Raw genomic sequence first — 15,511 nt, 5'->3', positions numbered from 1 at the left:
AGTTAAATGTATTCTGTGACTATTCTTTCTTAATTTGTAAAAGAATGAAAAGATTATGCTACTATGTTTTCATTTTATTTATCCCGCTATTTGTGGGCAGTAAAACTCCTACCTCAAAATTCGGCTGGAGCAAAGAAGTTAGGTGGGAGCCCTGCTGCCCGTAAAAGCCCGATTGGTGAAGGTTAATAATCAGTGGGGGATGAACACCTCCCACTGATTATAGTTTCACTTTATGTAATGAAATTATATATTAACTTTATTAACTATTCAAGGTTTTAATATGTTACATTTATATAACTAAAATTCCCGCTTTGTAAAGGAGTCATTTTTATCCGAATATTCGTGGGAGTCGGATTGCCCGTAAAAGCCCGATTGGTTGAGCTAATAATCAGTGAGGAGGGAAAAACCCTCCACTGATTAAATTTTCACTTTCTTTTACGTATTCAATCGTTTATTTTGTAGCCATCGATTCGTTCCGGATGTGTATAAATATTGCAAGATCCATTTCGAATAAATCCTACTACGGTAATACCTAAATCGTGGGCGAGTTGCAGGGCTAGTTTAGTTGGAGCTGATTTAGATAGAACAATTTCGCAACCTATTTTTGAAACCTTTAACAAAATTTCAGATGAGATGCGTCCGCTAAACGCAATGATTTTCCCTTGAACAGAGATATTGTTTCGTAAACAATGACCGTATATTTTATCTAGCGCATTATGTCTTCCGATATCCATTCTTGATAAAAGAATGTTATTTCGATCACATAAAGCGGTATTATGCACACCACCCGTTTGGCGAAATGTAGTTGAAGATTGTTGTAAGGAAGTCATTAGGTGAAAACATTCTTCCGGAGTAATAGTTATATGTATATCATGTAACTTTTTTGCTTTTGCTGCATCGTTGACGAAAACAAAACCTTGTCTACTTTTCCCACAACAAGAAGTTACGTACCGTTTATTATATAAAGTTTGATAGAGCGGATTAATTTTTGATGATTTTACATGGACAATTCCGTTTTCTTTTTGGATCCATAATTCTTCAATATCTTTATAAGAAGAAATAATTCCTTCAGAAATTAAAAAACCGGTTACCATATCTTCAATGTAATTAGGAGTGCATACAACTGTTACATATTCTTCGCTATTTAATTTAATTGTAATGGGAGATTCCGTAACAACCTCATCGGTTTGTTTTGAAAATGTACCAGAGTGATAACGTACAATTGTATATGTTTCTTGAATAGGCCCCATATTAAATTCCCCTTTATATGTATTTTTCTCCATATTTATCATAAAACATCGAAAAAACAAAAGCATCTACTAACAAGAAGATGGCAGATTATTTTGGTTATTATTGTATATGTACGATATAATAGATTTGTAGAATAGCGACATTTTCAAGCTTTCGTAGTTATACCTTATAACATCTAGAATCGACTTCCAAAGGAAAGTATTTCAACAGGGCGCTTCAAAAATATGTACAACACAATTATGAAAACGGATTCATAATTGTGTTGTACAGTTAGTTGTAAGGAGAGGGGAAACTATGACAGAACAGACAGTCCGTGTAACCGTTGATGGTAAAGAATTTTTCGTATCAGGTGAAAAGACGATACTCCAATTGTTTAACGAAAGTAATTTAGAACATCCTCAAATTTGTCATGTACCAGAGGTAGATCCTATTCAAACTTGTGATACATGTATTGTAGAAGTGAATGGAAGTTTACTACGTGCCTGTTCGACAAAGTTGGAAGATGGCATGCATATTGAGAGGCAATCGGAACGTGCAAAGGAAGCACAAACTGAAGCGATGGATCGAATATTAGAGAATCATTTATTGTATTGTACAGTATGTGATAACAATAATGGTAACTGTAAAGTCCATAATACAGTACATATGATGGAGATTGAAGAACAGAAATATCCATATGAACCGAAAGTAAGTGCATGCGAAGTGGATACGTCGCATCCATTCTATCGATACGATCCAAATCAATGTATTGCTTGTGGGCAGTGTGTAGAAGTATGCCAAAATTTACAAGTGAATGAAACTTTATCGATTGATTGGAGTTTAGACCGTCCACGTGTTATTTGGGACAATGGTGTGAGTATAAATGACTCGTCTTGTGTTAGCTGTGGGCAATGTGTAACAGTTTGTCCTTGTAATGCATTAATGGAAAAAACGATGCTAGGAGAAGCTGGATTTATGACTGGTTTAAAACCAGATGTGCTTAATCCAATGATTGATTTTGTAAAAGATGTAGAGCCTGGATATAGCAGTATTTTAGCAGTTTCAGAAGTAGAGTCCGCGATGCGTAAGACGAAAATTAATAAGACAAAAACAGTTTGTACATTTTGTGGTGTAGGTTGTTCATTTGAAGTATGGACGAAAGATCGTCAAATTTTAAAAGTGCAACCTGTTTCAGATGCACCGGTTAATGGTATTTCCACATGTGTAAAAGGAAAATTCGGATGGGACTTTGTGAACAGTGAAGAGCGTATTACAAAGCCGTTAATTCGCCAAGGGGATATGTTTGTTGAGGCTTCATGGGAAGAGGCTCTTGAAGTTGTTGCATCTAATATGCAACATATTAAATCAGAGTATGGTAGCGATGCGTTTGGGTTTATTTCTTCTTCGAAAGTAACAAATGAAGAAAACTATCTTATGCAAAAACTAGCTCGTCAAATATATGGAACAAATAATGTAGATAACTGTTCCCGTTATTGCCAATCTCCAGCAACAGACGGTTTATTTAAAACTGTCGGTATGGGCGGAGATGCTGGAACAGTGAAAGATATTGCTGAGGCAGGTCTTGTTATTATTGTTGGGGCAAATCCAACAGAAGGACATCCTGTACTTGCAACTAGAGTGAAGCGTGCTCATAAATTACATGAACAAAAACTAATTGTCGCAGACCTTCGTAAACATGAAATGGCGGAGCGTGCTGATATATTTGTTCACCCGAGTCAAGGGACGGATTATGTATGGCTTGCTGGGATAACGAAATACATTATTGATCAAGATTGGCACGATAAAAAGTTCATAGCTGAAAATGTAAAGAATTTTGATGAATATAGCAAAATGCTAGAAAAATATACGCTTGATTATACTGAGGGAATTACAGGGATTTCTAAAGCTCAGTTAAAAGAAATGGCTCGTATGGTATATGAAGCAGATGGTACTTGTGTACTTTGGGGAATGGGTGTAACTCAAAATACAGGAGGAAGTACAACGTCAGCAGCAATTTCAAATTTACTTCTCGTTACAGGTAACTACCGTCGTCCTGGTGCCGGTGCGTATCCGTTACGCGGGCATAATAACGTACAAGGTGCTTGTGATATGGCGACATTACCGAACTGGCTTCCGGGTTACCAAGCTGTTTCAGATGATGTGCATCGTGCGAAATTTGAAAAAGCATACGGTACTACCATTCCGAAAGAACCGGGATTAAATAATATCGCAATGTTACTTGCGGCCGAAGAAGGAAAACTACGTGGTATGTATGTTATGGGAGAAGAAATGGCTTTAGTAGATTCAAATGCCAACCATGTACAACATATTTTAGCGAATTTAGACTTCCTTGTTGTTCAAGATATGTTCTTATCGAAAACAGCTCGTTTCGCCGATGTTATTTTACCAGCAGCACCAAGCTTAGAAAAAGAAGGAACGTTTACGAATACAGAGCGCCGTATTCAAAGATTATACGAAGTATTGAAACCGCTTGGTGATTCAAAACCAGATTGGTGGATTTTACAAAAAGTAGCTCGTGCACTGGGCGGAGACTGGAATTATGGAAGTCCAAGTGAAATTATGGACGAAATTGCATCGCTTGCACCGTTATACTCTCAAGCGACGTATGACCGTCTAGAAGGCTGGAATAGTTTATGTTGGGGTAGCCATGATGGTAGTGATACACCATTATTATATGTAGATGGATTTAACTTCCCAGACAAACTAGCACGTTTATCACTAGATGAATGGGTTCCGCCAGTTATAGCACCAGATGAGTATGATTTACTATTAAATAATGGCCGTATGCTAGAGCATTTCCATGAAGGGAATATGACGAATAAGTCGGCTGGTATTTTATCTAAAGTGTCTGAAGTATTTGTTGAAATTTCACCTGAACTTGCTAAAGAACGCAATGTGAAAGATGGTGGTCTTGTAGAGTTAGCATCACCATTTGGAAAAATCAAAGTACAAGCGCTTGTTACAGATCGTGTAACTGGAAATGAGTTGTATTTGCCGATGCATGCGACAGTAAATGAAGAGGCAATCAATATTTTAACAGGAACAGCAACAGACATTTATACGTGTACACCAGCTTATAAACAAACAATGGTGAAACTGCGCGTATTACGTGAAAAAGGAAATCGTCCGTTACCATCTTCAAACCCGAGAGATAAAAAACGTCATCCGCAAAATGGTGTTGAAATCGAGCGAAAGTGGCAAAGAAAACAATACGTATCACTTGTGGACCAGAATTAGGGGGCGGAGATAATGGCAAAAGAGATTACTTTAATTAAAAAGAAGATTGTAACAGAAGAAGAAAAAAAACAGCAAGTAACAGATGAGTTGTTAAATGATCTAGCTGAGAATAGAGAAGCAGTAGAAGAGACGATGCAGCTATTAGCGCAGTTGCAAAAAGCAGGAATTTTAGATGCAGCAATTAGTTTACTTGCTGCAAAAGAAGATGTTTCCAAAATAGCTGTTGAACAATTGAATCGTGAACCAGTAAAAAACGCATTAAACAATATGATGGGGGCAGGAGAGGCATTATCTTCAGTGGACCCAGAAATAACGAAACAAATAACATCTAGTTTAGTCACTGGATTACAATTTGCAACAGAGGAATTAAATAGTGGTAAAAAAACAAAAGTGATGGATTTCTTTAAAGTGTTAAAAGATCCAGATATCAATAGAGCAATTACATTCGGTTTTAGCTTCTTGAAAGCATTTGGTCAAGGGTTAGAGAAAAAATAGAGTAAATGAAAAAGTGATGGCAAGTAGCCATCACTTTTTCATTGTATGTATAAGAGTGTTCATGTTAAGCGGAATATATTATTATTAAAAAGATGGGTTGGAAATGGAAATATGGAATCCATCTCAAATATCGTTTTAGAATGTGGAGGAATATATGCAACACCGTAAAAGACTATCTATACCAGGGGTAATGGGACATTCCTTTCAAACAGTTAGATTTGCTTTTTGGAATGTATTAACCTTTCAACTTGCTTATAAATTATTAGCAGCGATTGTATTTGTCCCGCTATTTGGGATCATTTTTAATAAGTTATTGTATTTTGGTGGTTATGCAAATGCGACGAATGATGAATTATTAGCGTTTTTAAAGACACCATACGGCATTTTGGCAATCGTAATTTTATCATTGTTAGCACTGTTTCTTATCTTTACGGAATTTGCGGTGCTTATTATCATTTCGTACTTCGCTCATAAAAGACAAAAGGTGAAATTACGTCCGATTTTATATAAAACCGTAACGTATTTACCTACTCTTTTCACATATTGCTTACCGGGATTTATTTTATATGCTGTCGTATTGTTACCGCTTTTAAATCTTGGATATGAAACGGCATTAATTCCGCAAATTCAAATTCCTAACTTTATTACAGGAGAACTGTTTAAGACAACGATGGGACAAGTTGGTTATTACACGTTCTTTGCTGTAGTTGCGTATTTGAACCTTCGCTGGATTTTTGTTCTACCTATTGTTGTTTTAGAGCAAAAGCCGTTTCGCACAGCAGCACGTAAAAGTGCAACGTTAGTAAAAGAAAGTTTTTTTAAAGTACTATTCTTTTTAGTAGGATTTTTTATTTCAATAGGGATTGTGTACGGTGTATTTTTTGGAATGTATTTATTGTGTCTATGGGGCATGTATGAATTTACAAATCCACAGGGAACATTTGCATTATTAGCAGAATCAACAATGTCTGTATTTTTAACGAGTACATTGTATTTATTTAGTTTTATCGTGACGCCATTTTATGTTATGGCAATAACACGATTGTATTTACAAAAGGTTCCGGTTGAAGATGTTTTATTAGAAGAAGGATTAGATTATTCGAAAACAAAAGCAGATAAATGTTTCTTCCAAAAACATCGTTGGAAATTTATTGGTGTATATATTGTAGGAATTATTACTGCCGGAATGGTCGTTGCCTTCATTGTAACGTTTATTTCAAATTCATATAAAGAACCAATTATTATGGCTCATCGTGGTTATATTTCAAAAGGTGTAGAGAATACGAAAGAAGCTCTGCAGGGGGCTATTGATGCCAAAGCAGACTACGCTGAAATTGATGTACTGCAAACAAAAGACGGTGAACTAGCAGTTATACATGATTTGAAGCTAAAACGTCTTGCGAATGCTAATGTTCACGTGTCAGATTTAACGATGGAGGAGTTAAGAGAGCTTACCCTTAGTCAAGATGGGTTTTCAGGACAAATAAGTACACTTGATGAGATCATTAAGCTGGCAAAAGGAAAAATCAAACTTAATATTGAAGTGAAGCTCCATGGTGGCGAAAAAGATTTCGTAAACAAAGTATTAAAAGCGATTAAAGATAATGAATTTGAGAAGCAATGTGTCATTCAAACGTTACACTATCCGCTTATTAAAGAGTTTAAACGTGCAAATCCAAATATAAAAGTAGGATACATACTGTATGCGAGTAGAGCTAACTTAAAGAATGTGAAGGCTGATTTTTATGTAGCAGAAGAATACATGTTAAATAAGAAATTAGTAAAAGAAGCAAGGAAGCTAAACAAGCCAATTTACGTATGGACAGTAAATGATATGGAAAGTTTAAAGGCATATTATAAGTTAAACGTGGATGGTATCATTACCGATTATCCTGAAGACGCACGTGAAACAATTAAGATGTTAAAAGAGCAAGAAGATCGTGAAAGTGATATGTTTGATAAAATTACCGAGACGACAGAAGATCTATTTTCAAAGTTATTTATGATCTATCCAGCTGCTGGCTAAATGCTAGTAGCTGTTTTTTTTATGGAAAGAATATATTTCTAAAGTATTGTACAAAGTAATAAGTGTATATGTATACGTAACTACTTAGTTTTTTTGCATTGTTACATTATTGTCAAATAATAAATAATTACTATGCGTTTTGAATGGATATAATGTAAATAGAGTGATAGATAATGAGATGGTACAAGTAACCCAATAGAATCAATGTTTCGTATATTTACACTATTCTAAATATATAAACTTTAAAAAAATGGTATGTTAGCGTTTTCATAATTTTTAAGTTATGCTAGAATAAGGACATAAGTTATTAATTATTACAAAAAGAAAAAAGAATTCCTTTTTTCTGTTAATTATAAGGGGGCATTTCATTATGCGTATTGGGGTACCAGCAGAAATTAAAAACAACGAAAACCGTGTGGCAATGACACCAGCAGGTGTTGTACATTTAGTTCGTAACAATCACGAAGTATTCATTCAAAAGGATGCAGGTGTAGGATCTGGTTTCACAGATGCTCAGTATGTTGAAGCGGGAGCAAAAATTGTTGATACAGCTGAAGAAGCTTGGAACATGGAAATGGTTATGAAAGTTAAGGAACCAGTTGAAAGCGAATACAAACACTTCAGCGAAGGTTTAATCTTATTCACATACTTACACTTAGCTCCAGAACCAGAATTAACAAAAGCGTTAATCGAGAAGAAAGTTGTTGCTATCGCATATGAAACAGTACAATTAGAAAACCGTTCTTTACCATTACTTGCACCTATGAGTGAAGTAGCTGGTCGTATGGCTGCACAAATCGGTGCGCAATTCCTTGAGAAAAACAAAGGCGGTAAAGGTATCTTACTTGCAGGTGTTCCAGGAGTTAAACGTGGTAAAGTAACAATTATCGGTGGTGGACAAGCTGGTACAAATGCTGCTAAAATTGCAGTTGGACTAGGTGCGGATGTAACAATCATCGACTTAAGTGCAGAACGTCTTCGTCAATTAGATGACATTTTCGGAAACCAAGTAAAAACTTTAATGTCTAATCCTTACAATATTGCAGAAGCTGTAAAAGAGTCTGATCTTGTAATCGGTGCAGTATTAATCCCAGGTGCAAAAGCGCCAAAACTTGTAACAGAAGAAATGATTAAATCAATGGAACAAGGTTCTGTTGTTGTAGATATCGCGATTGACCAAGGTGGTATTTTCGAAACAACTGACCGTATTACAACTCATGATAACCCAACTTATGAAAAACACGGCGTTGTTCACTATGCAGTTGCAAACATGCCAGGTGCGGTTCCACGTACATCAACTCTTGCATTAACAAACGTAACAGTACCATATGCAGTACAAATTGCTAACAAAGGCTACAAAGAAGCTTGCCTAGGCAACACTGCATTATTAAAAGGTATTAATACATTAGAAGGCTATGTAACATTCGAAGCAGTTGCAGAAGCTCACGGTGTAGAGTACAAAGGTGCTAAAGAATTATTAGAAGCAGAAACAGTATCTTGCTAATAGAAGCATTATACAAAACAAAATCGAACAATATATAAAACAACATGATAAGAGCTAAGAGATAATACCTCTTAGCTCTTCTTGGTAAAAGGGGGCATTCATCGTGGCCAACCTATTTAAAAAGAAATCCGTTACGCAATTGTTAGGGGAAAGTAAAAGTAAAACTTTGACGAAAACGCTAGGGGCATTTGACCTAACAATGCTAGGGATTGGTGCGATAATTGGTACAGGAGTTCTAGTATTAACTGGATTAGTAGCAGCAAGAGATGCTGGTCCAGCAGTTATTTTTTCATTTATGATTGCAGCAATTGTTTGTGGATTTGCAGCTTTATGTTATGCAGAGGTTGCATCTGCACTTCCTGTTTCAGGTAGTGTGTACACATATTCATATGCAACAATTGGTGAGTTTGTTGCCCATTTAATGGGATGGACATTGCTATCCGTATATGTCGTAACGACTGCCGCAGTAGCTGGTGGATGGACAGGTTATTTCAATAATTTAGTGAGTGGATTGGGACTTGAAATTCCAAAAGCGTTGTTAACGATTCCATCGCAAGGTGGTATGGTGAACTTACCCGCAGTTATCGTTACGTTGGTGATAACTTGGTTATTATCACGAGGTACAAAAGAAAGTAAGCGTGTGAATAACATAATGGTATTAATTAAAATTGGTATTGTTGTTTTATTCATTGCAGTTGGTGTATTCTACGTGAAACCAGAAAACTGGATACCATTTGCACCGTACGGCTTAAGTGGAGTCTTTGCCGGAGGAGCAGCAGTATTCTTCGCTTTCTTAGGATTTGATGCATTAGCAACTTCTGCTGAAGAAGTAAAAAATCCGCAACGTGATTTGCCGATTGGTATTATTGCTTCATTAGTCATTTGTACAATCATTTATGTTGTAGTTTGTCTCGTTATGACAGGTATGGTTTCTTATAAGGAATTAGATGTACCTGAAGCGATGGCCTATGTATTAGAAGTTGTAGGACAAGATAAAGTGGCTGGTGTAATCGCTATTGGAGCTGTAATTGGTATTATGGCTGTAATTTTCGCATACATCTACGCTACGACACGTGTATTCTTCGCTATGAGCCGTGACGGTTTATTGCCAAAATCTTTTGCGAAAATTAACAAGAAGACAGAAGCACCAACATTTTCAGTTTGGTTAACAGGAATTGGTAGTGCTTTAATTGCCGGATTTATCGATTTAAAAGAATTGTCGAATTTAGCGAATATTGGAGCGTTATTAACATTTGCGATGGTTGGTGTAACTGTCATCATTCTTCGTAAAACGCACCCGAAATTACAACGTGGATTTATGGTACCACTTGTACCAATCTTACCGATTATTTCAGTTGCAAGCTGTCTATTCTTAATGGTAAATCTACCGTTAAAAACATGGATATACTTCGGTGTTTGGTTAGCAATCGGAGTGGTTGTATACTTTGTTTATTCGAAAAAACATAGTCATTTAAAAGACGATGGAAGTTCGCAAGATAGTTTAGAAAAAGCTAATTAAAGGGATATAAAGTTAGTAAGCCTTGTGCGTCTAGGGAGCGCGCAAGGCTTTTTCTTTTGGGGAAATAAAGGAGACCAATGTTATGTTGTCGAATTTTTATGTCGGAATATAAGAAGGGGTGGAAAGATGGAGACGAAAGTTGTCGTTGGAGCAGAGGGATATAATAATAACCCAGGTTGGTTACATACAAATGAGGATGAATTAAATTTATTAAAAAGAGAAACGTGGCTTAATAAATTTCAGCCTAATTCTTTATCGGTAATTTTAGCTGAACATGTATGGGAGCATTTATCGTATGAAGAAGGTATAGAAGCAGCTAAAATATGCTTTGAGTTTTTACAAGATGATGGTTATATTCGTTGTGCAGTGCCGGATGCATTTTTCCCCAATGAAGAATATCAGCGTGGTGTGCAAGTGGGAGGACCTGGCCCGTTAGATCATCCAGCTGCAAGTCATAAAATTGTACATAACTACAAAACGATTATATCTATGTTTGAAGCAGTAGGTTTTCAAGTAAAGCTTTTAGAATACTGTGATGAGAATGGCCAGTTTCATTATAGTGATTGGGAAGAGAACGGTGGATTTATTTATCGATCGAAACGTTTTGATCATAGAAATCAAGATGGTAAATTAGGATTTGCTTCGTTAATTGTGGATGCAGTAAAAGTTAATAAAGTGAAACTTTAATCAGTGGGGGCTTCATCCCCCACTGATTATTAGCCCTCACCAATCGGGCTTTTACGGGCAGTTAATCTCCCACCTAACTTCTTTGTTCCAGCTGCATTTTGAGGTGGGAGTCTTACTGCCCGTTAATGCGGGATAAATAAGAAGGGATGCACGGTAGTTTTCGTGCATCCTTTTTGTATGAAGGGCATGATAGATGCGGAGAATATTTATATATTTATTTTGAAATATAAACGAAATGTTTTAAAAAATGTATGAGAATTCATTGACACATATGAATGGACGCTCATATAATAAAGATATAAGACATATGAATAGTTGTTCATATGTTCAAATAAAGAGGTGAGCTGTGATGGCTGAAAATAAAGTAGAAACGCAACAGGAAGCATGTTCTCAAACGGTAATTCACGAGGAAATCGTGGATCAAGTAAAACAAACAATTCCGACTGATGAAAGTTTAAGTAAAGTAGCAGAATTATTTAAAGTATTAGGTGACCGTACACGTACGAGAATATTACATGCATTATTTGAAGCTGAAATGTGTGTTTGTGATTTAGCTTATTTATTAGGAATGACGCAATCTTCAATCTCACATCAGCTTCGTGTATTAAAGCAAGCGAAGCTTGTAAAGAACCGTAAAGAAGGAAAGGTAGTTTATTACTCATTAGCTGATCAACACGTAATTCATATCTTCGAGCAAGCGTTTGAACACGTAAACGAGGAAGAATAAAAAAGCGAGGAGGGAGAACGATGGCAGAAGCATTAGTGAAAAAGAAACTTATGCTAGAAGGTTTAGATTGTGCAAATTGTGCAATGAAAATTGAAAAAGGTGTTGGGAATATAGAAGGGGTAACATCTTGTTCCGTAAACTTTGCAACAAAAACGATGCTTTTAGAAACACCGCAAAATAAAGAAAATCAAGTTGTTACGGAAGCGAGGCAACTTGTTACAAAATTAGAGCCACATATTAAAGTGCAAGAAGAGCAAAAAACAAAATCAGTAAAAGAAGTATTTGTACTAGAAGGCTTAGACTGTGCAAATTGTGCAATGAAGATTGAAAATAAGGTAAAGGAAATGCCAACAATTTCAGAAGCGACTGTTGATTTCGTATCAAAGAAATTACGAGTAGAAGTTGCAAATAAACGAGAACTTGAATCGACTGTACAAAATATAAAAAATGTTGTTCAAAAGTTAGAGCCTGATGTAAAAGTTGTTCGTGAAGAGGAAAAAGGACACGACCATGATCATGGTGATGGAAATGTGAAAAAGATGATAGGAAGATTAGTAGTCGGTGGAATTTTGACAGGAATTGCTGCGTTAGCCGGATTACCGCAAATGATAACAATTCCATTATTCGTCCTTGCTTATTTATTAATAGGTGGAGATATCGTTTGGAGAGCGGTAAGAAACATAACTCGCGGCCAAGTGTTCGATGAAAACTTTTTAATGGCAATTGCAACTTTAGGAGCTTTCGCGATTCAACAATATCCAGAAGCGGTAGCAGTTATGCTATTTTACCAAGTAGGGGAACTGTTCCAAAGTATTGCAGTAAATCGTTCTCGAAAATCAATTACGTCATTAATGGATATTCGTCCTGACTATGCGAATGTGAAAGTTGGAAACGAAACGAAACAAGTATCACCAGAAGATGTGCAAATTGGTGAGTATATTATCGTAAAACCAGGTGAAAAAGTACCGTTAGACGGGAAAGTAGTTGAGGGAACATCAATGATGGATACTTCAGCGTTAACAGGTGAGTCTGTACCGAGGGAAGTAGAAGTTGGTAATGACGTATTAAGTGGTTTTGTAAACCAAAATGGTGTATTAATTGTCGAAGTTACAAAAGAGTTCGGTGAATCCACGGTATCGAAAATTTTAGACTTAGTACAAAATGCAAGTAGCAAAAAGGCGCCAACAGAAAACTTTATTACAAAGTTTGCACGTTATTATACTCCTGTTGTAGTTATAACAGCAGCAATAATGGCATTTATTCCACCACTTATTTTAGAGGGTGCTACATTCTCCGATTGGATTTATAGAGCTTTAGTGTTCTTAGTAATCTCTTGTCCATGTGCGCTCGTTGTATCGATTCCTCTTGGATTCTTTGGCGGTATTGGTGGGGCATCTAAAAGTGGTATTTTAGTAAAAGGAAGTAACTATTTAGAAGCATTGAATGATGTGAAATATATCGTTTTTGATAAAACAGGAACATTAACAAAAGGTGTCTTTAAAGTTACGAAGATGGAGCCTAGTGAAGGTATCACAGCTGAAGAGCTATTAGAATATGCAGCATTTGCAGAAGTATATTCAAATCATCCGATTGCACAATCTATTCGAAATGCATATGGAAAATCAATCGATGAAAATGCTATTGAAGACTATAGTGAAATTTCTGGTCATGGTACGGTTGTAAAAGTACAAGGAAAAGAAATTTTCGCAGGTAATGCTAAATTAATGAGCAAAGAAAACATTACATTTAAGCAACCAAATACAGTAGGTACACTAGTTCATGTTGCTGTAGATGGTAAATATGCAGGTTATATTGTTATCTCTGATGAGGTAAAAGAGGATTCAAAACAAGCAATTCAAAAGTTAAAAGAACTAGGTATTAAGAAGACAGTCATGTTAACTGGTGATGCAAAATCAGTCGGGGAAGCTGTTGGTAAAGAATTAGGTTTAGATGAAGTTCATGCCGAATTATTACCACACCAAAAAGTAGAAGCAATCGAAAAAATTGATGCAGCAAAACGCGGTAAAGAAAAGATTGCATTCGTCGGTGATGGTATTAATGATACGCCAGTACTAGCAAGGGCAGACGTTGGTATTGCGATGGGAGGCTTAGGGTCAGATGCAGCAATTGAAGCTGCTGACATCGTTATTATGACTGATGAGCCTTCAAAAATTGTGACAGCAGTAAAAATTGCAAAACGTACACGTAGCATCGTATGGCAAAATATTATATTTGCATTAGGGGTAAAAGGGTTAGTGTTATTACTCGGCGCCTTTGGTATTGCAACAATGTGGGAAGCAGTCTTCTCAGATGTTGGTGTGACGTTACTTGCAGTATTAAATGCAATGCGTGTACTACGAGTAAAAGATTTATAAAAAAGAGGACGCAATTGCGTCCTCTTTTTTATTGGTTATTTTGTTGAAAGTGACTCAAGAAAATAATATCAAATATTATTTTGTTTTTAAATAATTTAATATATAAATTTACAAAAATATAATATTCTTCTTATTATTTTAATATATTTTTTAAAAATATCTATATAGTATTGAAAAATGGAGAAGTGGGGGAGGGACAAAACCCCACTGATTAAAGCTTCACTTTATTTTTGTATATTTTTTTCAACCTGTTCTCGAACAGTTTGAATATAATTCATTTTATGATCCCAACATTCTTGGCTTAAATCGACAGGGTACTCTTCTGGGTTTAAAGTTCGCATATACTCTTCCCAAAATAGTGAGAGGCTGCGTTCATTATACTTTTGAATATCTAATATATTAGGTAATTCATACGCTCTTTTACCGTTAATGAAAATATCTTGATGTAGTTCGCGTGCTTCAAAGCTTGTTACGAATTTACTTATATATGTATGAACTGGATGAAACATTTTTAAACGCTCTTCTTTTCCGGGTTCTTCTGACTCTAAAGCAATATAATCGCCCTCTGCATGATCGTTAACACGGTTAATAATACGATAAACTCGTTTAAGTCCTGGGGTTGTAATTTTTTCAGGATTAGATGAAATCTTAATCGTATCATTTAATTTTCCGTCAGTATCTTCAATAGCGACTAGTTTATAAACAGCCCCTAATGCTGGCTGCTCAAAGGATGTAATCAGCTTTGTACCAACACCCCATACATCAATTTTTGCCCCTTGAGATTTCAAGTGCATAATCGTATATTCATCTAAATCGCTAGAAGCGATAATTTTTGTGTTTGTAAATCCAGCTGCATCAAGTTGTTTTCTGGCCTCCTTTGATAAATATGCCATATCACCACTATCAAGGCGAATGCCATAAAAATCGATACGATCCCCGAACTCTTTTGCAACACGAATCGCATTTGGAACACCAGATTTTAATGTGTCGTATGTATCGACAAGAAATACACATTTTTTATGTGTTTCAGCATATTTTTTAAATGCAACATATTCATCGCGATATGCTTGAACGAAAGAATGGGCATGTGTGCCAGCTACAGGGATGCCAAATCGTTTCCCTGCGCGAACGTTACTTGTAGATGAAAAACCACCAATAAAGGCAGCTCGTGTTCCCCAAAGGGCAGCATCAAACTCATGAGCGCGTCTTGTACCGAACTCTAAAAGCTCATCATTATTTGCAGCGTGCTTCATACGTGCAGCTTTTGTAGCAATTAATGTTTGGTAATTTACAATATTTAAGAGGGCGGTTTCAATTATTTGTGCCTCGCCAAGCGGTGCATCAACACGTAATAATGGTTCGTTATTAAAAACAACTTCGCCTTCTTGCATACTACGAATCGTGCCAGTAAATTTCATGTTTTGTAAATAATGAAGGAAGTCTTCTTCAAATTGCAGCTCTGCTAAATAAGCGATGTCACTTTCGGTAAAGCTGAAATTTTCTATGTACTCTACAATTTTTTCAAGACCAGCAAAAACAGCATAGCCGTTTTCGAATGGAAGCTTTCGAAAGTATAGATCAAAAACAGAACGGCGAGTATGAATACCATCTTTCCAATATGTATAAGCCATGTTGATTTGATATAAATCTGTATGTAAGGCGTAACTATCGTCTTTATAATGATTCATTG

10 protein-coding genes are annotated in these 15,511 nt (G+C 36.1%); 8 read left to right on the top strand and 2 right to left on the bottom strand.

Features of this window, described 5'->3' with window-relative positions:
* Positions 1-443: 443 nt before the first annotated feature.
* Positions 444-1,250 carry a formate dehydrogenase accessory sulfurtransferase FdhD gene (gene fdhD, locus MKX66_RS16900; RefSeq protein WP_215590673.1) on the bottom strand — a complete coding sequence of 269 codons (807 nt, stop codon included), beginning with the start codon at positions 1,248-1,250 and terminating at the stop codon, positions 444-446.
* A 295-nt stretch (positions 1,251-1,545) separates the two neighbouring features.
* Here fdhD and fdhF point away from each other — a divergent pair, with 295 nt between their 5' ends.
* From fdhF to MKX66_RS16860, 8 genes are all read left to right on the top strand, one after another.
* The gene (gene fdhF, locus MKX66_RS16895) at positions 1,546-4,488 is read left to right on the top strand and encodes a formate dehydrogenase subunit alpha (RefSeq protein WP_002010447.1); all 2,943 of its coding nucleotides are present in this window, start codon (positions 1,546-1,548) and stop codon (positions 4,486-4,488) included.
* 12 nt (positions 4,489-4,500) lie between these two features.
* The gene (locus tag MKX66_RS16890) at positions 4,501-4,983 is read left to right on the top strand and encodes a DUF1641 domain-containing protein (RefSeq protein WP_002140332.1); all 483 of its coding nucleotides are present in this window, start codon (positions 4,501-4,503) and stop codon (positions 4,981-4,983) included.
* A 154-nt stretch (positions 4,984-5,137) separates the two neighbouring features.
* Entirely contained in the window at positions 5,138-7,009 is a 1,872-nt protein-coding gene (locus MKX66_RS16885; protein WP_341086772.1) for a glycerophosphodiester phosphodiesterase, read from the top strand.
* Positions 7,010-7,379: 370 nt separating this feature from the next.
* Complete coding sequence (gene ald, locus MKX66_RS16880; protein WP_002010453.1) at positions 7,380-8,513, top strand: alanine dehydrogenase; 1,134 nt, start codon at positions 7,380-7,382, stop codon at positions 8,511-8,513.
* A gap of 103 nt (positions 8,514-8,616) precedes the next feature.
* The gene (locus MKX66_RS16875) at positions 8,617-10,032 is read left to right on the top strand and encodes an amino acid permease (protein WP_002063741.1); all 1,416 of its coding nucleotides are present in this window, start codon (positions 8,617-8,619) and stop codon (positions 10,030-10,032) included.
* Positions 10,033-10,158: 126 nt separating this feature from the next.
* Positions 10,159-10,719 (top strand): class I SAM-dependent methyltransferase, encoded by a 561-nt coding sequence (locus MKX66_RS16870; RefSeq protein WP_016101850.1) that lies wholly within the window; start codon positions 10,159-10,161, stop codon positions 10,717-10,719.
* A gap of 349 nt (positions 10,720-11,068) precedes the next feature.
* Positions 11,069-11,446, top strand: coding sequence for an ArsR/SmtB family transcription factor (locus MKX66_RS16865; RefSeq protein WP_002010461.1), 378 nt, complete (start codon positions 11,069-11,071; stop codon positions 11,444-11,446).
* A 20-nt stretch (positions 11,447-11,466) separates the two neighbouring features.
* Complete coding sequence (locus MKX66_RS16860; protein ID WP_341086770.1) at positions 11,467-13,821, top strand: heavy metal translocating P-type ATPase; 2,355 nt, start codon at positions 11,467-11,469, stop codon at positions 13,819-13,821.
* Positions 13,822-14,045: 224 nt separating this feature from the next.
* Here MKX66_RS16860 and MKX66_RS16855 read toward each other — a convergent pair whose 3' ends face one another.
* A complete protein-coding gene (locus tag MKX66_RS16855; protein ID WP_002169184.1) occupies positions 14,046-15,509 on the bottom strand; it encodes a nicotinate phosphoribosyltransferase in 1,464 nt (487 codons plus the stop codon).
* Positions 15,510-15,511: the final 2 nt, after the last annotated feature.

This window comes from Bacillus sp. FSL R9-9530, from assembly GCF_038008145.1.
GTDB lineage: Bacteria > Bacillota > Bacilli > Bacillales > Bacillaceae_G > Bacillus_A > Bacillus_A mycoides.
Note: the sequence above shows the minus strand (reverse complement) of the source record. Positions and strands in the feature narration are given on the sequence as shown.